The 22,191-nt window shown below is 60.8% G+C and carries 20 protein-coding genes and 4 tRNA genes; 18 read left to right on the top strand and 6 right to left on the bottom strand.

Going from position 1 to position 22,191, the window contains the following annotated elements:
- Window positions 1-45: 45 nt before the first annotated feature.
- The 10 genes from V5E99_RS12510 to V5E99_RS12465 all read left to right on the top strand — a co-directional run bounded on the left by V5E99_RS12510 (window position 46) and on the right by V5E99_RS12465 (window position 8,235).
- The gene (locus V5E99_RS12510; RefSeq protein WP_499802712.1) at window positions 46-1,110 is read left to right on the top strand and encodes an NAD(P)H-dependent glycerol-3-phosphate dehydrogenase; all 1,065 of its coding nucleotides are present in this window, start codon (window positions 46-48) and stop codon (window positions 1,108-1,110) included.
- Between the two features lie 30 nt (window positions 1,111-1,140).
- Window positions 1,141-1,488 (top strand): DUF4389 domain-containing protein, encoded by a 348-nt coding sequence (locus V5E99_RS12505; RefSeq protein ID WP_499802711.1) that lies wholly within the window; start codon window positions 1,141-1,143, stop codon window positions 1,486-1,488.
- Window positions 1,485-1,937, top strand: a complete 453-nt coding sequence (gene sixA, locus V5E99_RS12500; protein WP_499802710.1) for a phosphohistidine phosphatase SixA — start codon at window positions 1,485-1,487, stop codon at window positions 1,935-1,937. The genes V5E99_RS12505 and sixA overlap by 4 nt, the downstream gene beginning before the upstream one ends.
- A gap of 192 nt (window positions 1,938-2,129) precedes the next feature.
- Window positions 2,130-3,797, top strand: a complete 1,668-nt coding sequence (locus tag V5E99_RS12495) for an AMP-binding protein (RefSeq protein ID WP_499802709.1) — start codon at window positions 2,130-2,132, stop codon at window positions 3,795-3,797.
- Window positions 3,798-3,829: 32 nt separating this feature from the next.
- The gene (locus V5E99_RS12490) at window positions 3,830-4,273 is read left to right on the top strand and encodes a hotdog fold thioesterase (RefSeq protein WP_499802708.1); all 444 of its coding nucleotides are present in this window, start codon (window positions 3,830-3,832) and stop codon (window positions 4,271-4,273) included.
- Between the two features lie 185 nt (window positions 4,274-4,458).
- Window positions 4,459-5,265 carry an alpha/beta fold hydrolase gene (locus V5E99_RS12485; RefSeq protein WP_499802707.1) on the top strand — a complete coding sequence of 269 codons (807 nt, stop codon included), beginning with the start codon at window positions 4,459-4,461 and terminating at the stop codon, window positions 5,263-5,265.
- Window positions 5,262-6,116, top strand: coding sequence for an alpha/beta hydrolase (locus tag V5E99_RS12480; RefSeq protein WP_499802706.1), 855 nt, complete (start codon window positions 5,262-5,264; stop codon window positions 6,114-6,116). Before V5E99_RS12485 ends, V5E99_RS12480 begins: the two co-directional genes overlap by 4 nt.
- Window positions 6,117-6,166: 50 nt before the next feature.
- Window positions 6,167-6,298, top strand: coding sequence for a thioredoxin domain-containing protein (locus tag V5E99_RS12475; protein WP_499802705.1), 132 nt, complete (start codon window positions 6,167-6,169; stop codon window positions 6,296-6,298).
- Between the two features lie 8 nt (window positions 6,299-6,306).
- The gene (locus V5E99_RS12470) at window positions 6,307-7,113 is read left to right on the top strand and encodes a DUF4892 domain-containing protein (protein WP_499802704.1); all 807 of its coding nucleotides are present in this window, start codon (window positions 6,307-6,309) and stop codon (window positions 7,111-7,113) included.
- A gap of 69 nt (window positions 7,114-7,182) precedes the next feature.
- Window positions 7,183-8,235, top strand: coding sequence for an AI-2E family transporter (locus tag V5E99_RS12465; protein WP_499802703.1), 1,053 nt, complete (start codon window positions 7,183-7,185; stop codon window positions 8,233-8,235).
- A gap of 157 nt (window positions 8,236-8,392) precedes the next feature.
- Here the strand turns inward: V5E99_RS12465 and xopAW are convergent, their stop codons facing one another.
- The 3 genes from xopAW to V5E99_RS12450 form a co-directional block, all read right to left on the bottom strand.
- A complete protein-coding gene (gene xopAW / locus V5E99_RS12460) occupies window positions 8,393-9,262 on the bottom strand; it encodes a XopAW family type III secretion system calcium-binding effector (RefSeq protein ID WP_499802702.1) in 870 nt (289 codons plus the stop codon).
- Window positions 9,263-9,504: 242 nt separating this feature from the next.
- On the bottom strand, window positions 9,505-10,554 hold the full coding sequence (locus V5E99_RS12455; protein ID WP_499802701.1) for a sensor histidine kinase: 1,050 nt from the start codon (window positions 10,552-10,554) through the stop codon (window positions 9,505-9,507).
- Window positions 10,554-11,312, bottom strand: coding sequence for a response regulator (locus V5E99_RS12450; RefSeq protein WP_054054921.1), 759 nt, complete (start codon window positions 11,310-11,312; stop codon window positions 10,554-10,556). The genes V5E99_RS12455 and V5E99_RS12450 overlap by 1 nt, the downstream gene beginning before the upstream one ends.
- A 293-nt stretch (window positions 11,313-11,605) precedes the next feature.
- On the opposite strand from V5E99_RS12450, the gene pyrF reads away from it, so the two are divergent.
- Entirely contained in the window at window positions 11,606-12,304 is a 699-nt protein-coding gene (gene pyrF, locus V5E99_RS12445; RefSeq protein WP_499802699.1) for an orotidine-5'-phosphate decarboxylase, read from the top strand.
- Window positions 12,305-12,390: 86 nt separating this feature from the next.
- Here pyrF and V5E99_RS12440 read toward each other — a convergent pair whose 3' ends face one another.
- Complete coding sequence (locus V5E99_RS12440; protein ID WP_499802698.1) at window positions 12,391-13,395, bottom strand: NADP-dependent oxidoreductase; 1,005 nt, start codon at window positions 13,393-13,395, stop codon at window positions 12,391-12,393.
- A gap of 236 nt (window positions 13,396-13,631) precedes the next feature.
- On the opposite strand from V5E99_RS12440, the gene V5E99_RS12435 reads away from it, so the two are divergent.
- From V5E99_RS12435 to V5E99_RS12425, 3 genes are all read left to right on the top strand, one after another.
- Window positions 13,632-14,393 (top strand): SDR family oxidoreductase, encoded by a 762-nt coding sequence (locus V5E99_RS12435; protein ID WP_499802697.1) that lies wholly within the window; start codon window positions 13,632-13,634, stop codon window positions 14,391-14,393.
- A gap of 242 nt (window positions 14,394-14,635) precedes the next feature.
- Complete coding sequence (locus V5E99_RS12430) at window positions 14,636-16,039, top strand: aminotransferase-like domain-containing protein (protein ID WP_499802696.1); 1,404 nt, start codon at window positions 14,636-14,638, stop codon at window positions 16,037-16,039.
- 120 nt (window positions 16,040-16,159) lie between these two features.
- Window positions 16,160-18,115, top strand: a complete 1,956-nt coding sequence (locus V5E99_RS12425; RefSeq protein WP_499802695.1) for a methyl-accepting chemotaxis protein — start codon at window positions 16,160-16,162, stop codon at window positions 18,113-18,115.
- 583 nt (window positions 18,116-18,698) lie between these two features.
- Here V5E99_RS12425 and V5E99_RS12420 read toward each other — a convergent pair.
- Window positions 18,699-19,457: a hypothetical protein gene (locus V5E99_RS12420; RefSeq protein ID WP_499802694.1), complete on the bottom strand. Its 759-nt coding sequence runs from the start codon at window positions 19,455-19,457 to the stop codon at window positions 18,699-18,701.
- A gap of 392 nt (window positions 19,458-19,849) precedes the next feature.
- On the opposite strand from V5E99_RS12420, the gene V5E99_RS12415 reads away from it, so the two are divergent.
- The 4 genes from V5E99_RS12415 to V5E99_RS12400 all read left to right on the top strand — a co-directional run bounded on the left by V5E99_RS12415 (window position 19,850) and on the right by V5E99_RS12400 (window position 20,263).
- A tRNA-Glu gene (locus V5E99_RS12415) sits at window positions 19,850-19,925 on the top strand.
- A 2-nt stretch (window positions 19,926-19,927) separates the two neighbouring features.
- Window positions 19,928-20,003: transfer RNA gene (locus V5E99_RS12410), tRNA-Gly, on the top strand.
- A gap of 105 nt (window positions 20,004-20,108) precedes the next feature.
- Window positions 20,109-20,184, top strand: a tRNA-Glu gene (locus V5E99_RS12405).
- A gap of 3 nt (window positions 20,185-20,187) precedes the next feature.
- Window positions 20,188-20,263, top strand: a tRNA-Gly gene (locus tag V5E99_RS12400).
- A gap of 147 nt (window positions 20,264-20,410) precedes the next feature.
- On the opposite strand, the gene V5E99_RS12395 is transcribed toward V5E99_RS12400, so the two are convergent.
- Window positions 20,411-22,135 carry a dipeptidase gene (locus V5E99_RS12395; protein ID WP_499802693.1) on the bottom strand — a complete coding sequence of 575 codons (1,725 nt, stop codon included), beginning with the start codon at window positions 22,133-22,135 and terminating at the stop codon, window positions 20,411-20,413.
- Window positions 22,136-22,191 lie beyond the last annotated feature (56 nt).

Here is a 22,191-nt window from a genome sequence, read left to right as displayed (position 1 = left end):
CGGTAATTGACGCAGGGGCTGGCCGCCACTGGGCCGCTCCGTATAATGCCGGCATCGCCACTGGTATGGATTAACGGATTGCATATGACTGAACAGCGCCCAATTGCGGTCCTGGGAGGCGGAAGTTTTGGTACCGCCGTGGCTAATCTGCTGGCCGAGAACGGGCATCAGGTCTTGCAGTGGATGCGTGATCCCGAACAGGCCGAGGCCATTCGGGTCAATCGCGAAAACCCGCGTTACCTCAAAGGCATCAAGATTTTGCCGGGTGTGACGGCGGTCACCGATCTGCAAGCGACCCTGGACGCCTGCGATCTGTGCTTCGTCGCGCTGCCGTCCAGCGCGCTACGCGCGGTGCTGATGCCACACGCCGAGCGGTTGACCGGCAAACTGTTGGTCAGCCTGACCAAAGGCATCGAAGCCCACACCTTCAAGCTGATGAGCGAGATCCTCGAAGAGATTGCCCCGCAAGCGCGCATCGGTGTGTTGTCCGGGCCGAACCTGGCCCGTGAAATCGCCGAGCACGCCCTGACCGCTACGGTGGTCGCCAGTGAAGACGAAGAACTTTGCCAGCGGGTTCAGGAAGCGCTGCACGGTCGCACCTTTCGCGTGTACGCCAGCGCCGACCGTTTTGGCGTGGAGTTGGGCGGGGCGCTGAAAAACGTCTACGCGATCATCGCCGGCATGGCGGTGGCGCTGGGCATGGGGGAAAACACCAAGAGCATGCTGATCACCCGGGCCCTGGCGGAAATGACCCGTTTTGCGGTGAATCAGGGCGCCAACCCGATGACCTTCCTCGGGCTGGCGGGTGTTGGCGATTTAATCGTCACCTGTTCTTCGCCAAAAAGCCGCAACTACCAGGTCGGGTTCGCCCTCGGCCAGGGCCTGAGCCTGGAAGACGCGGTCACGCGCCTGGGCGAAGTCGCCGAAGGCGTGAACACCCTGAAAGTACTGAAGGCCAAGGCTCAGGAAGTCGGCGTCTACATGCCGCTGGTCGCCGGGTTGCACGCGATCCTGTTTGAAGGGCGCACGCTCGATCAAGTGATTGAACTGTTGATGCGCGCCGAACCCAAAACCGATGTCGACTTTATTTCCACCAGCGGTTTCAACTGATCCCTTAATTTCACGGGCAGGGAGCGAGACATGAACGATCCGAAAGTAGAAGCCAAGTACGAATCCATCCTGCTGCGAGTGTTGTGGATGATCGTCTACGTGCTGGTCTGGCAAGTGGCGCAGTTCATCCTGGGCGCGGTGGTGCTGGTGCAGTTGATCTATCGTTTGATTTACGGTGCCCCGAGCGCCAGCCTGATGAACTTCGGCGACAGCCTGAGCCAGTTCCTGGCGCAGATCGGTCGTTTCGGCAGCTTCCACAGCGACCAGAAGCCTTGGCCGTTCGCCGACTGGCCGGCGCCGCGTACACCGGAAGGTGAAGCACCGCACGTGGTGGCGCCTGCGCCGCATCCGGTTCGAGATGAGGAACCCAAGCTATGAAACTCTGGGTATTGCGTCATGGTGAAGCCGAGCCTTATGGCTCGCGTCCCGATTCCGAACGGGCACTGACCGCCCACGGTCGCGAAGAAGCGCTGCGCAGCGCCGCCGAGTTGATCGGCCAACCGATCAGCGCGATCTACGCCAGCCCCTACCTGCGAGCGCAGCAGACCGCGCAACTGGTCCGCGAAGCCCTGGGTTTCGAGCCGGAGATCCGCACCGTCGACTGGCTGACCCCCGATAACCGCCCGCAAGCGGTGGCCGAACAGTTGGTGTCGGTGGATTACGCGTTGCTGGTCAGCCATAACCCGTTGGTGGGCAATTTGCTGGGCTACTTGCAGCACGGTCATGTGCAGCAACCGGAAGCGGTGAAAACCGCCGGCCTGGCCGAGCTGGAAGGCGACCTGCCGCTGGCCGGGGCGATGAAGCTCAACGGCATCAAGCACCCTTGAAAGCTAAAGATCGCAGCCTCGTTGCACTCGACAGCTCCTACATGGATTCGCATTCCTGTGTAGGAGCTGTGTAGGAGCTGTCGAGTGCAACGAGGCTGCGATCTTTTAATCTTTCTTATCCACAAATAATCAACCAAGCACTTGCTTGGTTGACTACGCTTGCTCCAGACCAAAAATTCAGGAGCAAGCCGCATGTCTGCTGCCTTTCGTTTGCCGCTGGACGTGTTCTACGAACGTGAAGCCCGCCATCCCCGCCAGCGCTTCCTGGTGCAGCCGGTGGGCGGTGGCCAGGTCGAGACGCTGACCTGGGCCGACGTCGGCCATCAGGCGCGCTGCGCCGCCCACTGGCTGCGCGCCCGGGAACTGCCCCAAGGCAGTCACATCGCCCTGATCTCGAAAAACTGCGCGCACTGGATCATCGCCGACCTGGCGATCTGGATGGCCGGGCATGTGTCGGTGCCGCTCTATCCCAACCTCACCGCCGAATCCGTGGCCCAAGTGCTGACCCACTCCGAAGCGGCGCTGGCGTTTATCGGCAAACTCGATGACTGGCCAAACATGTCGCGGGGTGTCAGCCCCGATTTGCCGACCATCAGCCTGCCACTCCATCCGCCCGGCACCTTCGATTTCAGCTGGGACGACCTGCAAAAGAGCTCGCCGATCCAGGACGACCCGAAACCCGCCGCCGATCAGTTGGCAACCATCATCTACACCTCCGGCACCACTGGCCTGCCCAAAGGTGTGATGCACAGCTTCGGCAATCTCGGCTTCGCCACCACTCGCGGCACGCAGTTGTTTGGCCTCAATGAGTCGGACCGACTGCTGTCTTACCTGCCGCTGTGTCACGTCGCCGAGCGGATGTTCGTCGAACTGGCGTCGATCTACACCGGGCAGACCGTGTTCTTTGCCGAGAGCCTCGATACCTTCCTCACCGATTTGCAGCGGGCCCGGCCCACCGCATTGTTTGGTGTGCCGCGTATCTGGACCAAATTTCAGATGGGGGTTTACAGCAAGATCCCGGCTAAACGCCTGGATTTCCTGCTGGGGCTGCCATTTATCGGCAAGCGAGTCGGGCACAAAGTTCTCGCCGGGCTGGGGCTGGACGCGCTGCGTATCGCGCTGTCCGGCGCGGCGCCGGTACCGCAGACCTTGCTGCAGTGGTACCGCAAACTCGGCCTGGACGTGCTGGAGGTGTACGGCATGACCGAAAGCTGCGGGTACTCGCACATCGGTCGGCCGGGCGATAACAAACCCGGCTGGATCGGCAAGCCGTGCCCGGAGGTCGAAGTGCGGATCGCCGAATCCGGCGAAGTCATGGTGCGCAGTGGCGCGACCATGCTCGGGTATTTCAAGGAACCGGAGAAAACCGCCGAAACCATCACCGAGGACGGTTTCCTGCGCACCGGTGACAAGGGCGAGCAAGACGCCGAAGGCAATCTGCGCCTGACCGGGCGGCTCAAGGAGATCTTCAAGACCAGCAAGGGCAAATACGTAGCCCCGGCGCCGATCGAGAATCGCCTGGCGGTGCATTCGCGGATTGAACAGGTGTGTGTGGTCGGCGATGGCTTGAGTGCGCCGCTGGGGCTTTGCGTGTTGTCGGCGGTCGGGCAGCAGGATGCCACTGGCGCAGCGCGGGCGGGGTTGCATTCGAGCCTGGAAAAACTCCTGGAGGAGGTCAACGCCGTTCTCGATAAACACGAACGCCTACGGCGATTGGTGGTGGTCAAGGACAGTTGGGCGGTGGAAAACGGCTTCCTGACCCCGACCCTGAAGATCAAGCGCAACGTGATCGAAGCGGCCTATGGCTCCCGTTTCGAAGAATGGAGCGAGCGCAACGAAGCGGTGCTGTGGCAGGATTGAGCGACGAACAACATCAATAAAGGAAGTCAGCGATGAGTCTGTGGCGTACCGCTCCGAACATTGAACAATTGAATGCCATCCAGAAAAACACCATCGGCGAAGTGCTGGATATCCGCTTCGAAGCCTTCGACGACGAGTCCCTGACCGCAAGCATGGTCATCGACCATCGCACCCACCAGCCTTATGGCCTGCTGCATGGCGGTGCCTCGGTGGTGCTGGCCGAAACGGTCGGTTCGATGGCCAGTTACCTGTGCATCGATGCCAGCAAGTTTTACTGCGTGGGCCTGGAAATCAACGCCAACCATTTGCGTGGTTTGCGCAGCGGACGAGTGACGGCGGTGGCCAAGGCAATTCATATCGGTCGCACCACCCATGTGTGGGATATCCGTTTGACCAGCGATGAGGGCAAGGCCAGTTGCGTGTCGCGGTTGACCATGGCGGTGTTGCCGTTGGGTGAGAAACCTCCGGCGCGGTGAGGTTTTAAAGTCAAAAGATCGCAGGCTTCGCCAGCGCCTACATTGGATTGTGTACACCCGTAGGAGCTGCCGAAGGCTGCGATCTTTTGATCTTCTTGCCACCATTCCTGACCGTTATGGTCATTGCTGCGGGCCACGGTCTTACGGACAATCAACGCACGTTTCTCGCCCATGGATTGACCGGTATGTCGCAGCAGATTTTTTTCGCCCACGCCAATGGCTTTCCTTCGGGGACCTACGGCAAGTTGTTCGCGGCGTTGGCGCCTGAGTACCAGGTGACGCATCTGGAGCAGCACGCCCACGATCCGCGTTTCCCGGCGGACGACAATTGGTACAACCTGGTGGACGAACTGATCCATCACCTCCAGCAGCAACCTGAACCGGTCTGGGGCGTCGGCCATTCGTTCGGCGGCGTGTTGCACCTGCACGCCGCGCTGCGTTGCCCTGAGTTGTATCGCGGCGTGGTGATGCTCGATTCGCCGGTGCTGACCCGCGCCGATCAATGGGTGATTCTTGCCGCCAAGCGATTCGGCTTCATTGATCGCCTGACCCCGGCCGGCCGCACCTTGGGCCGGCGCGAAGAGTTCGCCGACCTGGACAGCGCCCGCCGCTATTTCGCCGGTAAAACCCTGTTTCGCAGCTTCGATCCGGAATGCTTCGACGCCTACCTGCAACACGGTTTGCACAAGGTTGGCGACAAGCTGCGCCTGCGCTTCGACCCGGCCACGGAAATCAGCATCTACCGTGGCGTGCCGCACACCAGCCCGGGCCGGGCCCGGCAATTGAAAGTGCCGCTGGCGGTAGTGCGCGGGCACAAAAGCCGCGTGGTCATGCGTCACCACGCCAGTTCCGTCGGGCGCATGCCGTTGGGCGAATCCCTGACCATGCCCGGCGGCCACATGTTTCCCCTCGAACGTCCGCAAGACACCGCCACGCTGCTGAAAAATCTGTTCAGTCGCTGGGAAGGTCGTCGTCAGAAGGATTGTGCATGAGCCACGTCGTCGAAGAAGTTCGCCTCAGCCTGCCGCACATCGAGCTGGCGGCGCACCTGTTCGGTCCCGAGGACGGCCTGCCGGTGATTGCCTTGCACGGCTGGCTGGACAACGCCAACAGCTTTGCCCGGTTGGCGCCCAAGCTCAACGGCTTGCGCATCATCGCGCTGGACATGGCCGGCCATGGCCATTCCGGGCATCGGCCGGTGGGCGCCGGCTACGCGATGTGGGATTACGCCCACGACGTTTTACAGGTCGCTGAACAGCTGGGCCTGAAGCGTTTTGCGCTGATGGGGCACTCCATGGGCGCGATTGCGTCGGTGATCATTGCCGGGGCGATGCCGGAGCGCGTCACCCACCTGGCCTTGATCGATGGGGTGATACCTCCGACAGACAAAGGCGAAAACGCGGCTGAACGCATGGGCATGGCCCTGCAAGCGCAACTCGACTTGCGGGAAAAACGCAAACCGGTCTACAGCACCCTCGACCGCGCTGTCGAAGCGCGGATGAAAGGCCTGGTGGCGGTCAGTCGCGAAGCCGCCGAACTGTTGGCGCAACGGGGCCTGATGCCGGTGCCGGGCGGCTACACCTGGCGCACCGACAGCCGTCTTACGCTGCCATCGGCACTGCGTCTGACACAGGAACAGGCGATGGCCTTCGTCCAGCGCATCGGTTGTCCTGCAAAACTGGTGGTCGCGGCTGAGGGCATGCTCGCCAAACATCCGGAGTTGCTGGAGCGTCTACCCTTTAGCCGTGAACAACTGCCAGGCGGCCACCATTTGCACCTGAATGACGACCCCGGCGCCGAGCTTGTCGCAGACTGTTTCAATCGGTTCTTCGCCGTTCCTTGACTTGCGCCGGGCAACTGTCGAGGCTGGGCGGGTTGAAAAGGGAGACAACCATGATCGATCTCTACACCGCTGCGACCCCGGAAGGCCATAAGGTCTCTATCGTGCGTAAGGAATTCGGCCTGCCCAACACGGTGCGTGCCTTGAGTTTCGACAAAAAGGAACAGGGCATGCTGATCCGATGAACCTGCCCATGCGATCACTCAGCCTGCTGGCGTTGTGTTGTTTCAGCCCTTTAGTGTTTGCCGCCGATGTCCCGGGCAGCCAGGACTTGCCGATCGTGCCGCGCCTGGCCGATGCGCAGATCGTCGACTATCGCCCGCCGGTCGATCTTGAGCGGATTTATCCGTTGGGTTCGATCCGCAAGATCAGTGGCCAGTTGCGTTTCGACGGCCAGGTCAGCGCCCGTGGGCAAACCACCTCGGTGACCTACGAGTTGCCGCCGGAACATTCCTCCTCCGAAGCCTTTACCGCCGCCCGCGAAGCCTTGCAGAAGCAGGGCGCCGAACTGCTGTTCTGGTGCCAGGCCCGTGATTGCGGCGAAAGCAGCCTGTGGGCCAATGAAGTCTTCGGCAACGCCAAGCTGTTTGGCGCCGACGATCAACAGGCCTATTTGCTGCTGCGGCTGGCGGCGCCCAAGGACAATTCCCTGGTGGCGCTCTACGGCATCACTCGCGGCAATCGCAAAGCCTACCTGCATGTCGAGCAATTCGAAGCGGCCGCACCGTTGGGGGAGTTGTTGCCGACCTCCGCGACCTTGCTGCGCCAGCTTAAAAGCACCGGTGAGCTCGACTTCCCGAAATTGAGTGCGGACCCCGACGACACCTGGCTGCGCCTGATTTCCCGTGGCTTGAACCTGGATACCACGCTGCGAGTCAGTGTTTCCGGGGCCAAGGCCGAAGCCTGGCGCCAATCGCTGATCGCCCAGGGCGTGCGTGCGGCGCGGATGGAAACCGGCAGCGTCGAAGGCGCTGGCCTGCACATCGAACTGTTGCGATAAGCTGCATCCGGCGAACGCGTCCCGCGCGTTCGCCTACTCTTGTGCTGACTGACTTTTTTCGAGATTTCGATGATCAATAACGATCGGCTGTTGGTGCAGATTCTGCTCCTGGTGCTGTTTGGCGCGAGCTTCTGGGTAATGGCGCCGTTTTGGTCAGCCTTGTTCTGGGGCGCGGTGCTGGCATTTGCCAGTTGGCCGCTGATGCGTTTGCTGACCCGTTGGCTCAATGGCCGCGAATCCCTCGCGGCGGCTTTGCTGACGTTGGGCTGGATGTTGCTGGTGGCGGTGCCCTTGGTGTGGCTGGGGTTCAACCTGGCGGACCATGTGCGCGATGCCACGGTGTTCATCAAGGATGTGCAAGTCGATGGCTTGCCGGAAGCGCCAGCCTGGCTCGGCACGATTCCCCTGGTCGGTGAACGGCTGGTGGGGCTCTGGAACAGCATCGACGAGCAGGGCGCGGCGCTGATGCTGGCGATCAAGCCCTATCTCGGTCAGGTCGGTAACTGGCTGCTGGCGCGCAGTGCGCAGATCGGCGGTGGCATTCTCGAGCTGACGCTGAGCATTGTCTTCGTGTTCTTTTTCTACCGTGACGGGCCGCGTCTGGCGGCGTTCGTTCACAGCTTGCTGGAACGGCTGATCGGCGACCGCGCCGGGTATTACATCGAGCTGGTCGCCGGCACGGTGCAACGAGTGGTCAACGGCGTGATCGGCACGGCGGCGGCCCAGGCGATCCTGGCGTTGATCGGCTTCCTGATTGCCGGGGTTCCCGGGGCGCTGGTGCTGGGGATCGTGACGTTCCTGTTGAGCCTGATTCCGATGGGCCCGCCGCTGATCTGGATTCCGGCCACGGCCTGGCTGGCCTGGAAGGGCGAGTACGGGATGGCGGTGTTCCTCGGGATCTGGGGCACGTTCATCATCAGTGGCGTGGACAACGTGCTGAAACCGTACCTGATCAGTCGCGGCGGGAACTTGCCGTTGGTGATTGTGCTGCTGGGGGTGTTTGGCGGGTTGATCGCGTTCGGCTTTATCGGGTTATTCATCGGCCCGACCTTGTTGGCCGTGGCCTACAGCCTGTTGACCGACTGGAGCAAAAGCCAGGCGCGGGTTGAAGATCGCCGTTGAAATCCCTGCTTTATAAAAATCCCACTGAACCTGTGAAGGTCAGTGGGATTTTTTGTTGGGGCTTAAGGCCTCTTCGCGGGCAAGCCTCGCTCCTACAGGATGGGTGTCGTGCCGCGATGATGCGAACGACGCGAGGCTTGCCCGCGAAGCTTTTGACTCAGGTCGTGACGTTGAGGTACTTGCCCGCGCTCGCCACATTATCGAGCGAGTACTGCTTGCTCAGGTTGGCGATCATTTTTTGCAGCGCTTCGCTGACATTCGACTGATCGGTAGAGCTGTCGCCGTTTTTCTCGCGGCCAGCCTGCAACGCAGCCTTGAGTTCATCGCTGCTGACGCCACCGCTGCTGTCGCTGTCGAGAATCTTCAGCAGTGCGGCGCTGGTGTCGGTGGACGTCGAGGTCGAAGAGGTGCTGGCCTGCAACGCACTGCTCAACTCGGTGGCGCTGATGCTGCCATCGCTATCGGTGTCGAGCTGGCTGAATAACTGGTCGCTGGACGCCTGTTGCGGCGGCGGAGGCGGCGGGCTGAGGGCGGCGGTGAGCTCGTCCTTGCTGACGGTGCCGTCCTGGTTTTTGTCCAGGGCCGAGAAGATTTCCTTGCTGTCGGCCGTGCTGCCGGCGGCGGTCAGGCCGTTGCTCAGTTCATCGCTGCTGAGGTTGCCATCACCGTCGGCGTCCAGCGCGCCGAGCAGTGCATCGGCCAGATCGGTGTTGGGGGCTTGATCCTGCGGGTGCGAAGGGGGGGCCATCGCGGCCATTTCTTCACTGCTCAGGCTGCCGCTGTCGTCACTGTCCAGGTCAGTGAAGTTCTTGCTCAGATCAGCCAGCAGACGATTGTCAGGCTTCTCCGTCTGCGCGGTCTTGAGTTCATCCTGGCTCACCGAGCCGTCGCCATTGGTGTCGAGCTTGGTGAGCAGTTGTTTCTGGAACTCTGCCCGGCGGGCGGCGTTGGCCGCCGTGGTGCTGGTGCTGGTGCTGGTGCTCGTGCTGGTATAACTCGTGTAATTGCTGCTGACGCTACCGATCATTGGGCTCACTCCTTTGGACGGAAAACCGGTGAGTGCACCGGCTTATGCAGCCTCAAGGGGCAAGTTGTCGTGGGTATGTGGCGTTTGTACCGTTCGGTACACACGCGCAACTATTCAGGCTGTCCTCAAACTCTGTGGGAGCGGGCTTGCTCGCGAGGCGGCGTGTCAGTGGGCATTAATGTTTATTGATACACCGCCTTCGCGAGCAAGCCCGCTCCCACAGGGGGATTTTCTGTGGGACTTCAGGTGCGGGGCAGTTGGATGACGGCGGTCAAACCACCGCCGGGTGTTTCTTCCAGGCTCAATTGCCCGCCCAGGCGTTCCGCCGCCTCCTTGGCGATGGTCATGCCCAGGCCGACGCCGCCGGAGTTGCGGTTGCGTGAACCCTCCAGCCGAAAGAACGGTTCAAACACGGCTTCGCGCTTGTCCTCCGCAATCCCGGGCCCGTGGTCGATCACCCGGATCACCAGTTGCTCGCGGCTGTCTTCGAGGGCAATCGAGGCTTGCCCGGCATAGCGCAGGGCATTGTCCATCAGGTTGTTGATGCACGAGCGCAGCGCCATCGGCTGCACTTGCAATGGCGCGCAATGCCCGCTGGCCTGGACGTCGGCGCCCTGGTCCTGGGCGTTTTCGCTGAGGGATTCCACCAGCGCCTGCACGTCCATCCACTGCCGGGCCTCGCTGGTGCGCTGTTCGTGCAAATAGGTGAGGGTCGCGTCGAGCATGCCGATCATGTCGTCCAGGTCCTGACGCATCTGGCCTTGCAGTTTGTCGTCGTCGATCTGTTCCAGCCGCAGCTTGAGCCGCGACAACGGGGTGCGCAGGTCATGGGACACCGCGCCGAGCATCCGTGAGCGCTGCTGCACTTGTTCGATGATGCGGCGCTGCATCTTGTTGAAGGTGTGGGCCGCTTGCCGTGCTTCCCGGGGCCCGGATTCGTCCAGCGGCGGGCTGTCGAGGTTTTCGCTCAGGCGCTCGGCCGCGTCGCTCAGGCGTTGGATCGGTCGGCTCAGCAGTTTGGCGCCATACCAGGCGGCGATGATCAGCGAGACAAATTGAAAGGTCAGCGGCACCAACGGCCCGCCGAACCACGGCCGTGGCGGACGTTTTTCGAAGCGCGGGTCCATCGGTGGGCGCGGCCCGCCGAAGTCCTCGGAAAACCCGGGCGGCGGCGGAGGGGGAGGCGGGCCGTAGTGGTGAAACCAGAAAAACGCCAGCAGGTGCGCCAGGATGATCGCAATCAGCAGCACGCCAAACAGGCGGCCGAACAGCGTATCGAAGCGCTCACGCATTAGCCGATGTCTCTCGCGTCGAACAGATAACCCTCACCGCGCACGGTCTTGATCAACTGTGGGTTTTTCGGGTCGTCCCCGAGTTTCTGGCGCAGGCGCGACACCAGCAGGTCGATGCTGCGATCAAAGGCTTCGATCGAGCGACCGCGAGCCGCATCCAGCAATTGTTCGCGGCTGAGTACCCGGCGCGGACGTTCGATAAACACCCACAGCAAGCGGAATTCGGCGTTGGACAGCGGCACCACCAAGCCATCGGCGGCGATCAACTGGCGCAGCACGCTGTTCAGGCGCCAGTTGTCGAAGCGAATGTTCGCACGCTGTTCGGTGCGATCATCCCGCACGCGCCGCAGAATCGTCTGAATCCGCGCCACCAGTTCCCGTGGCTCGAACGGCTTGGCCATGTAGTCGTCGGCGCCCAGTTCCAGGCCGATGATCCGGTCGGTAGGTTCGCAGCGCGCGGTGAGCATCAGGATCGGGATGTCCGACTCGGCGCGCAGCCAGCGGCACAGGGACAAGCCGTCTTCGCCGGGCAGCATCAGGTCGAGCACTACCACGTCGAAATGTTCCGCTTGCAGCGCCAGGCGCATGGCCGCGCCATCGGTGACGCCGCTGGCGTGGATATTGAACCGGGCCAGGTAGTCGATCATCAGTTCGCGGATCGGGACGTCATCGTCGACGATCAGGGCGCGAATGCTCCAGCGTTTGTCGTCGCCGGGCGCTTTTTGATCGTCGTTCACAGGTGCAGGGGTGTTGTGCATGCGTGCGTTCATCTGCCAGGTAGGCTGCCAACCACAAAGATGGGCTGCGAGGTTGTGGCTTCAGCATAGGCGTCCAGCCCGAAGGCGGGAAGTGCTGTAAGGACGTGTTGCGGCTGCCGAGGGTAGCGATGAAGGATGTTGTGGGCGTGTCGTGAGTGTATCGGGCTCGACACAATTGGCGCACAAGCTAGGCTTGCCAGAGTCTGCGGGACGATTTACCGATCATCGGGTCCCGCAGTGGCGCTGGTTCCGCTACAATGCGCGCCGATTTCGTCCTGCCTGAGAGCCCGCACATGTCCGTCTGCCAGACTCCTATCATCGTCGCCCTGGATTTCCCCACCCGTGACGCCGCACTGAAGCTGGCCGACCAGTTGGACCCGAAACTGTGCCGGGTCAAAGTCGGTAAAGAGCTGTTCACCAGCTGCGCGTCGGAAATCGTCGGCACCTTGCGTGACAAGGGTTTCGAAGTGTTCCTGGACCTCAAGTTCCACGACATTCCGAACACCACCGCCATGGCGGTCAAAGCGGCGGCGGAAATGGGCGTGTGGATGGTCAACGTTCATTGCTCCGGCGGCCTGCGCATGATGGCGGCCTGCCGCGAAGTGCTCGACCAGCGCACCGGCCCCAAGCCGCTGTTGATCGGCGTGACCGTGCTGACCAGCATGGAACGTGAAGATCTGGCGGCCATCGGTCTGGACATCGAGCCCCAGGAGCAAGTGCTACGCCTGGCGGCGTTGGCGGAAAAAGCCGGGATGGACGGTCTGGTGTGCTCGGCCCTGGAAGCCCAGGCCCTGAAAGCGGCTCACCCGTCACTGCAACTGGTGACCCCGGGGATTCGTCCGGCGGGCAGCGCCCAGGACGACCAGCGCCGCATCCTGACTCCGCGTCAGGCACTGGATGCCGGTTCCGACTACCTGGTGATCGGCCGTCCGATCAGTCAGGCGGCGGACCCTGCCAAAGCGCTGGCCGATGTCGTCGCCGAAATCGCGTAAAAAGATCGCAGCCTATGGCAGCTCCTACAGAGGATCGCGTTTCCCTGTAGGCGCTGCCGAAGGCTGCGATCTTTTGATCTACCGCCTTAAACCTTCAACACCAACTTCCCGAAATTCTCCCCGCTGAACAACTTCATCAGCGTCTCCGGGAACGTTTCCAGCCCATCGACAATATCTTCCCTACTCTGCAACTGCCCCTTGGCCATCCAGCCGGCCATTTCCTGCCCGGCGGCGGCGAATTGCGCGGCATAGTCCATCACCACAAAGCCTTCCATCCGCGCGCGGTTGACCAGCAGCGACAGGTAATTGGCCGGGCCTTTGACCGCTTCCTTGTTGTTGTACTGGCTGATGGCGCCGCAAATCACCACCCGCGCTTTCAACGCCAGGCGACTCAGCACCGCGTCGAGGATATCGCCGCCGACGTTGTCGAAATACACGTCCACGCCTTTCGGGCATTCGCGCTTGAGCCCGGCCACGACGTCTTCGTTTTTGTAGTCGATGACGCCGTCAAACCCCAATTCGTCGATCAGGAATTTGCACTTGTCCGCGCCGCCGGCGATGCCGATCACGCGGCAGCCTTTGATCTTGGCGATCTGCCCGGCAATGCTGCCCACGGCGCCTGCCGCACCGGACAGTACCACCGTGTCGCCAGCCTTCGGGGCGCCGACATCCAGCAGGGCGAAGTACGCAGTCATGCCGGTCATGCCCAGCGCGGACAAATAACGCGGCAGTGGCGCCAGTTTCGGATCGACCTTGTAGAAACCTCGCGGCTCGCCGAGGAAATAATCCTGCACACCCAGGGCACCGTTGACGTAGTCCCCGACTGCAAATCCCGGATTGTTCGATGCCACGACTTTGCCTACGCCCAAGGCGCGCATGACCTCGCCGATACCGACCGGCGGGATGTAGGACTTGCCCTCGTTCATCCAGCCTCGCATGGCCGGGTCCAGGGACAGGTATTCGTTCTTGACCAGGATCTGACCCGCGCCCGGTTCGCCGACCGGTACTTCCTGATAGGTAAACGTTTCGCGGGTCGCTGCGCCCACGGGACGTTTGGCGAGCAGGAACTGGCGATTGGTCTGGGTAGTCATGACAGGCACTCAAGATGAATGAAGCCTTGTTGATAGACCTTCACGGGGCATGTCGCAAGGTTGGCTGATGCGGCGAATGCACGCCGATCCAGTGCAGTGATAGTTGGGCCGGCGCCTTCATCACTGTCAGTCATGGGCACTCAACCGGCCTTCTGATAGTGCTGCCGTGAGGCCGGGCCCTGTGGCTAGACTGCTAGCACGCGATCCCCCGCACCCTTCTTTTCGAGGACATAACAATGAGCATGACGTTTTCCGGCCAGGTAGTCGTTGTGACCGGCGCAGGCAATGGCATTGGCCGCGCCACCGCCCAGGCATTTGCCGCCGAAGGGTTGAAGGTGGTGGTGGCCGACCTGGACACGGCGGGCGGCGAGGGCACGGTGGCGCTGATTCGCACGGCGGGCGGCGAGGCGACTTTCGTGCGTTGCAACGTCACCGTGGAAAGCGAGGTAAAACATCTGATGGACGAGGTTATCAATACCTACGGCCGTCTGGACTATGCCTTCAACAACGCGGGCATTGAGATCGAAAAAGGCAAGCTGCCCGACGGCACGATGGATGAGTTCGACGCGATCATGGGCGTTAACGTCAAGGGCGTCTGGCTGTGCATGAAGTACCAATTGCCGCTGCTGCTGGCCCAGGGCGGCGGGGCTATCGTCAACACCGCCTCGGTGGCGGGGCTTGGTGCGGCGCCGAAGATGAGCATTTACGCGGCCTCCAAGCACGCGGTGATCGGCCTGACCAAATCGGCGGCCATCGAATACGCCAAGAAGAAGATCCGCGTGAATGCGGTGTGCCCGGCGGTGATCGACACCGACATGTTCCGTCGCGCCTATGAAGCCGACCCGAAGAAGGGCGAGTTTGCCAATGCCATGCACCCGGTCGGTCGCATCGGCAAGGTCGAGGAAATCGCCAGTGCCGTGTTGTACCTGTGCAGCGACGGCGCGGCCTTCACCACTGGGCATTCGTTGGCAGTGGACGGTGGCGTCACCGCATTCTGAGTGTTGGTAACGCAATCCCGGTGGGAGCGGGCTTGCTCGCGAAGGTGGCTTAACACTCGGCATTTACGTTGACTGTCACACCGCTTTCGCGAGCAAGCCCGCTCCCACTGTTGTTATGGCTGTCCTGTGGGAATGTGTTTCAAATGGTTAGAACCGCCGGTTTTGGCGGCGTTGTCGCACAGCCGAACGCTTGCTCCTGTGATTAACTGCTGCCAGCAAAATGGACAGGAGTTTGCGTGCTCATGGAATTGAGAATTGATCGACAGGCAATGGTGCCGGTCGTACAGCAAATCGTCGACGCACTGGCGGGCTGGATTCGCCAAAGCGAAGTACCCCCCGCGACCCGCTTGCCATCCGTGCGGCAGATCGCGCGGATCAATTTGCTCAGCCAGTCCAGTGTCGTGGAAGCCTGTGAGCGGCTGGTGGCCCAGGGCATTCTGGCCTCGCGTCAGGGGGCGGGGTTCTTTGTCGCCGCGTCGCCGCCCGTTATGCAAGGAATGCAGGACCTTCCCCGATTCGAAGGCGTGGAGGCGCTGCAGGCGGGCGTCACCGGCAATCTGTCGGCAGAGCTGATGCTCGGCAGCGGTGGCCTTCCAGAAAGCTGGCGTGAGACGGACGACCTCAGCTACGCGATCCGCCAGATAACCCGCACCGATATGGCCGGTCTGTTCAGCTACAGCACGCCACTGGGGTTGCTGGCGTTGCGTCAGCAGATCCTCAAGCGCTTGAAGCCGCTGAATATCGCTGCGGATGAAAGTCGAATCCTTACGACGGCGGGCGCGAGCCAGGGGTTGGACTTGATCGTGCGTACGCTGCTCAAGCCTGGGGATTGCGTGGTGGTGGAAAGCCCCGGGTTTTCCCCGTTGTTCGATCTGCTGAGGTTGCATGGCGTACGCATGCTTGAGGTGCCCCGCACCCCGCACGGGCCCGATGCGGGCGCGCTCGAAAGGGTGTTGGTGGAGCACAGTCCTCGCGCACTGTTCATCAATAGTTTCCATCACAACCCTACAGGCAGTTGCGTCACGCCCGCCGTGGCGCAGCGGGTGTTGGCGCTAAGCAAAACCCATGACGTGCTGGTGATAGAAGACGATGTCTATGCCGATATGCACAACAGCCCCGGCACACGCCTCGCCGCGCTGGATGACGACGGGCGGGTGATCTATGTCGGCAGTTTCTCGAAGACCCTCAGCAGTTCGTTGCGCGTAGGGTTTATCGTGGCGGGCGCCGAGCTTATCTCGCGGCTGGCCGAGGTCAAGATGATCAGTTGCATGGGCGGGTCGCGGTTTTGCGAGTCGGTACTGGCCAATCTGTTGGCCTCCGGTGCCTATCGCAAGTTGGTGCAGCGCCAGCGTCAGCGCCTCAACATGGACCGGGTGGCGGCATTGCAGGTGCTCGAAGACGCTGAATGGGAGGTGTTCGGCAAGCCTTCCGGTGGCCTGTTCATTTGGGCGCGATCACCAATGTCGGACTACGCTCAGGTACGCACACAGGCGCGACGCTTCGGTGTCCTGCTGTCGTCCTCTGTGGCTTTCAGTCCGACCGGTGTGGCCAGTGACTGGCAGCGAATCAATGTGGCTTATGCCTGCGATCCACGGGCGCGCCGGTTTTTCCAGGCCACTGCTTTGAATCGACCTAAAGCGTTCTGAAAACGACGTGGGCGTAGCTTTTTGCCATTATTCCGACGCCAGAGACTTGTGCTGGCTCAGGCCCGTTGCGAATCTCCATCAACAGACTTTGGCAGGGGACTATGAGCAATGATTTCGGCCGTGCAAGGACGTTTTGCCAACCTCGGTATGGCGAAAAAACTGGGCATCGGGTTTGTCCTGGTGCTGTTGTTGACCGCACTGGTGGCAGCCATTGGCGTATGGTCCCTGCAAACCATCAGTCAGCGTTTCGACGGGCTCAAGCAAATGTCGTCGCTCAACAGCGGCTTGCTCAAGGTGCGCTTGCTGGAGCAGGAATACGCCTTGCACAGCAGCCCGAAAACCGTCGATGCCCTGCATCAGGGGGTTGATGGGTTGATTGCCCTGGCAACCGAGTTAAAGGCGCAGTCGGCGCTCAACGTGCCGGTGATGAACGATGTGGAGCAGTCGCTGGGTGCTTATCGCAAGGCCTTTGACGAATTCGTGTCGCTGACCCAGGCCAAGGACCTGGCCCTGGAAATGGCCAGTTGGTCGGTGTCCAGCGTGGCCAATAACCTCGACGTGTTGCAGGCTGGACTCGCGGATGACGGCGCGTATGCCTTGAAGGAGTCCGAGGGCAAGGACGGTTCGCAATTCATTGAACAGGCCAATCAGGTCAGCCAGGTCTCGCGATTGATGTTGCAGGCGATGAACGAGGCCCGCGTGCGCCTCGACCAGAGTCGCAAGGGTGACGATGACAGCGCCGGCAAGGGCAAGATCGAACAGGCCGACCAGGCGCTGACCCAGGCCGAACAACTCAAGACCACGGTCAAGGACGAGGGCTATCAGACCGTTCTCAATGAAGTGACCGGGCATATCGCCAGTTTCAGCGAAAAACTCGCCGAGTACACCGACCTGCTTGCCCAGGAAAAAACCGTCTACGAGCAACTGCACCAGCGCGCGGCGCAGGTCGTTGAACGTGTGGATCAGGCCTACGTGGCCGAAGACGGCGCGATGCAGGCCGAACTGAAAAAGAATTCGCTGTTGATCATCGGTTCTTCGGCGCTGGCGCTGTTGGTCGGGTTGATTGCGGCGTGGGTGATTACCCGGTTGATCGTCGCGCCGCTGCGCAGTGTCATCCGTGTTGCCCAGCAGATTGCCGCGGGTGATTTGAGTGCGACGGTGGAAGTGACCCGCCGCGACGAGATCGGCCAATTGATGCTGGCGATGCAACAGATGGGGGCTGGCCTAAGCAGTATCGTCAGCGGGTTGCAGGCTGGTATCGAACAGTTGGCCAGTTCTGCGCACTCGCTGTCGGCGGTGACCGAGCAGACGAATCTGGAGGTCAGCAGCCAGAAGGAAGAAACCGAGCAGGTCGCCACGGCGATGAACCAGATGACCGCCACGGTGCACGATGTGGCGCGTAATGCCGAGGAAGCGGCGACGGCGGCGCAGACGGCGGATGATAAGGTCGAGAGCGGCCAGCAGGTGGTGCGTCAGAGCATGGCGCGGATCGAACAACTGGCGGATTCGGCGACGTCTGCCAGTTCCAGCATCGAGAGCCTGAGTGCGGAGATCCAGAACATCGGTACGGTGCTCAGTGTCATTAAAAGCGTGGCCGAGCAGACTAACCTGTTGGCGCTGAACGCGGCCATTGAGGCTGCGCGGGCGGGTGAGCAGGGCAGGGGCTTTGCGGTGGTGGCTGATGAGGTGCGGGCGCTGGCCAAGCGTACGCAGCAGTCGACTGAGGAGATTGAGCGGCTGGTCAGCGCCTTGCGTTTGGCGGCGCAGTCGTCGGTGCAGCAGATTCAGAACAGTGGTGAGTTGGTGAAGTTGGCGGTGAGTGATGCGTTGCAGACCGAGAGTGCGCTGGGGAGTATTGCGGCGGCGGTGTCGCTGATTCAGCAGATGAATCAGCAGATTGCGGCGGCGGCGGAGGAGCAGAGTTCGGTGGCGGAGGAGATTAATCGCAGTGTGACGAGTATTCGGGCGAGTGCGGATCAGTCCTCGTTGGCGATGCAGGGGAATGCGGCGTCGAGTATTGAACTGGCGCAGTTGGGGAGTGAGCTTAAGGGGATGGTTGGGCATTTTCGGCTTTGACGCTTTGTCTTGGCGGCCTTCGGGCCGACCAAGCTCTGGGTGATTGTGTACATATCCGTTGCTGCGGTAACGGCCGCTTAGGGTTTCGCCCTTACGGCGAGGCACTTTTTTCAAACGCCAAAAAAGTACCCAAAAAGGCTCGCCCCGAGCGTCCGGCCCCTCGCTTAGGCTCGGCGTGCCTTCGTTCCGGTATTCATCTGGGGGCATCGCCTCCGGTCGGCTTCGCTTCGACCTCCTCTCGATGTGTGCGACTTCGTCGCACGGCGCTGCGCGCCTGCCCCCAGATGAACACCTCCACTCAGCCTCCCGAAGGGGCGGGTGGATCAAGATCAAGAGCTGCAGGCGAGCTAACGCTCGGCCTGATGAGTGGTTTGGGGCGGTGGGGTGTGTGCTGCTCTGCTTCTGCCTTTGATTTTGTAGGAGCAAGGCTTGCCCGCGAAGGCGGCGTGACAGCCGACCATTCTCTTTCGGCTATACGTCTTCCTCTGTAGGAGCTGCCGAAGGCTGCGATCTTTTGATCTTGCTTCATCAAACCCAAGACGAAAAAAAGCCACCTCTCGGTGGCTGTTCTTTTTGTTTTCAATCAGTCGTAAATGACTTTCTTCTTCCAGTCGGCATCGGCTTCAACGTCTTTAAGGCCTTCGGTCAATTGGTTGACTTCGCCTTCCGCCGGGGCGGTTTTGTCCATGACTTGGGCGTTGGCGCGGGCCAGGAGTTTTTCCAGGTATTCGAGTTGTTCGGCGTAGATCTGCGGTTCCTGTTGTTTGCGCAGGTATTGCACGCCGCGTTCGAACGCCAGGCGGGCCTGGCCCGGTTGATTCTGTTGCAGGGAGTGCTGGCCGAGGTTGTTGAAGAACTCGATGTGCAGCAGTACCAGGATGTGGCGAACTTCGCGAATCCAGCGCTTGGCTTCGTTGGTCGGCAAGAAGCCGTCCTGTGCCGCGCGGGTGATTTGGCCGTGCAGGGCTTCGAGGAGGAAGCGCACGTCCTTGGCCTTGGCTTCGGTCTGGATCGGGGCCGGTGGGTTATTCACCGGGATCGATTCGCCTTGGGCGATCAGGGTGTTCAGTTCGGCGATTCGGGCCTTGACCGTGGCGCTGGTTTTTTCAAGGTGCAGCAGGCGCTGACAGACGTTCAGCTCCAGGCGGGTCAATAGCAGCTTGAGCGCGGGCGTCATCAACTGACCGGGGAAGGTCTCGGTGATTTCGCCGCAGCGACGCAAGCGGTCGTTGAGTTCAACCTTGGTACGGACCTTTTCCAGCTTATTGTTTTCCACCACATGGTTCATGTAGCCAATGGCGATCAATAGTGCGATCCCGGCTACAACTAGCAGGGTGATCATGAGTGGTGTCACCGGTAAGACCTCTTTATAGGGTTCGCATTCGAGTGTAGTGGCTTGGCATAGGGGCGCATAGGACCGCTCGACGAGTTGAATCGGCCATGACTCTACTTATATCGGCCATAACCCTGCTTATATAAGTAACCGCGTACGAGGCGCACATTGCCATCACAAGGCATGGGGTGGACTATAGCGCCTTGGCGGGTGCCAGAATATAGGCGTCAAACGCCGGGCGACGGAAAACCCGGATTCGCCTCTCAAAGCAGGGCGAAGTCATTGATTTAAATAAATTTATATCAGGGGGTTGACGACCCCTTCATCCATCCATAGAATGCGCGCCACTTACAGCGTAAAGCACACAGCGAAACGCGGTAGGAAGTGAATGTTGTACGTGTGTCCCCTTCGTCTAGTGGCCTAGGACACCGCCCTTTCACGGCGGTAACAGGGGTTCGAGTCCCCTAGGGGACGCCATTGCGGGAATAGCTCAGTTGGTAGAGCACGACCTTGCCAAGGTCGGGGTCGCGAGTTCGAGTCTCGTTTCCCGCTCCATTTTTAAACAGCACTGCTTTCGGGCGGGGCTGAGTGAAACCAGAACCGACATCTTCGGATGCGGATTTGGGCACTGAAATACACACCATGTGTTTCAGTTAGCGTGTCCCCTTCGTCTAGTGGCCTAGGACACCGCCCTTTCACGGCGGTAACAGGGGTTCGAGTCCCCTAGGGGACGCCATTTGCGGGAATAGCTCAGTTGGTAGAGCACGACCTTGCCAAGGTCGGGGTCGCGAGTTCGAGTCTCGTTTCCCGCTCCATATTTAACGAAAACGCCGCTCAGCAATGAGCGGCGTTTTTGTTTGTGTATCTTTTGTGGGAGCGAGCAAGCCCACATGTTTGTGTCTGTTCGGCTTCTCGACGGCATCAAGGCATTGGACCCGCCAAAACAGCGGGTCCAAACAGGATCAGAGTTTCGGCAGTTGCCCGATGCGCCCCATCATTTCGGTCACGATCTGCAGGTCCAGCAGAAACTGGTCAACTGTTTTGAACTCATTGTCGGTGTGACCGGTGTACTTGACCTCGGGTCGGGCCAGGCCGAATTGCACGCCGTTGGGCAGTTCATGGACGGAAGTGGCGCCGGCGGACGAGCCGAACTTGTGCTCCATGCCCAGGTTTTCGGTCGACACCGCCAACAGGGCCTTGACCCATTCACCTTCAGGGTTACGGTACATCGGCTCGGCGATCGAGTAGTCGAAGGTCGCGGCCACGTGGGTTTTCTTGCTCCAGGCCGCAATTTTGTCAGCAATTTTCGCTTTGAGCACTTCCGGGGATTCGCCCTTTGGTACGCGCAAATTGACCGCGAGCTTGAAGGTTTTGTCATCCATCCCGACAAAGGTCAGGGACGTGGTCAGCGGCCCCATGAATGCATCGGAAAAACCGACGCCCAATTTGCCACCCAGGTAATCCAGGCCCCAGTTGTCGGCAGCGTAACGGGCAGCGTCCGTGATGTGGTTGTGCTTGAGCGCGACATTCCCATCAAGGCTGTGGATCAAGTCCAGCATCCGGGCCACCGGGTTGACGCCGGACTCGGGCTCGGAGGAGTGGGCGGAAACGCCAGTGACCGTCAGTTCGACATTCTTGCCGACGACTTTGGCGCTCACCTCAAAGTTACCGCCATTGCGCTTGGCATAATCAGCGCCGGCCTTCTGCAGGCTCGCGGCCAACTCGGCAGGTTTGTCCGTGACAAAGGTTGCGACCGAAGCCGATGGAATCTGGTTAGTCGCCAAACCGCCGGTCATTGAGATGATTTCGGCTCCTTTGCCCTGACCATTACGTCGCGGGAATTTCGCCATGACGGTGCCGTAGCCTTTCTCGGCAATCACCACCGGGTAGCCGCCATCCAGCGCCAGGTTGTAGTTGGGTGTCGGGTTGTGTTCGAAGTAATACGGGATGGCGTCGCCGGTGGTTTCCTCGGTGGTATCGATCAGTAGCTTGAAGTTGCGCGCCAGCGGCAGCTTCTCTTCCTTGATCACCTTCATGGCGTAGAGCGCCACGACGATGCCGTTCTTGTCATCCTCGGTGCCACGGCCATACATCCGGTCGCCGATCAGGGTGATCTTGAACGGATCGAGTTTGGTGCCGTCCTTCAGCACCCAGTTCTCCGGCGTCACCGGCACCACGTCGGCATGGGCGTGAATACCCACGACTTCATCGCCGCTGCCTTCCAGGGATATTTCATAGACGCGGTTGTCGATGTTGCGGAAGTTCAGGTTGAAGGCCAGGGCAAGGCCCTTGATCTTGTCGGCGATCTTGATGAATTGCGGGTTATCGTGCTGGGCCACGCCCTCCACTTGGAAGGTCGGGATTTCCACCAGCTCGCGCAGGGTCTCGGTGGCAGCGGCGCCGTACTTCGCCCGCGTATAAAGGCCAAGCAGTCGATGGATATCGTTTTGCTGGTCGGCGGTCAGGGTTTTGTTGTCGAGGAAAGTACTGATTGCCGGGCCGAGGTCATCGGTTTTGGCCAGTCTGCCCAGGAACTGCCTGAAATCCGTGGCCGAGGCCTCACTGTAGGACTTGAGGATGGCCGCGCTCTGTTGCGCGGTGATGGTGGCGTGGGCGAGTGGGGTAAACGACGAAAGACTGGCAAACATCAACGTGGTTGCGGCCAGTTGCTTGAGTGAAAAATCCATTGCTGGGGGCATTCCTTTGCAGGCGGTTTGTGAGAAATGTCTGATCGATAGGTCAG

Origin of the sequence: Janthinobacterium sp. LPB2021202312-11-4 (assembly GCF_037049705.1) — a bacterium.
In the GTDB taxonomy this organism is placed as follows: domain Bacteria; phylum Pseudomonadota; class Gammaproteobacteria; order Pseudomonadales; family Pseudomonadaceae; genus Aquipseudomonas.
This window is presented reverse-complemented; position numbering and strand designations above follow the sequence as displayed.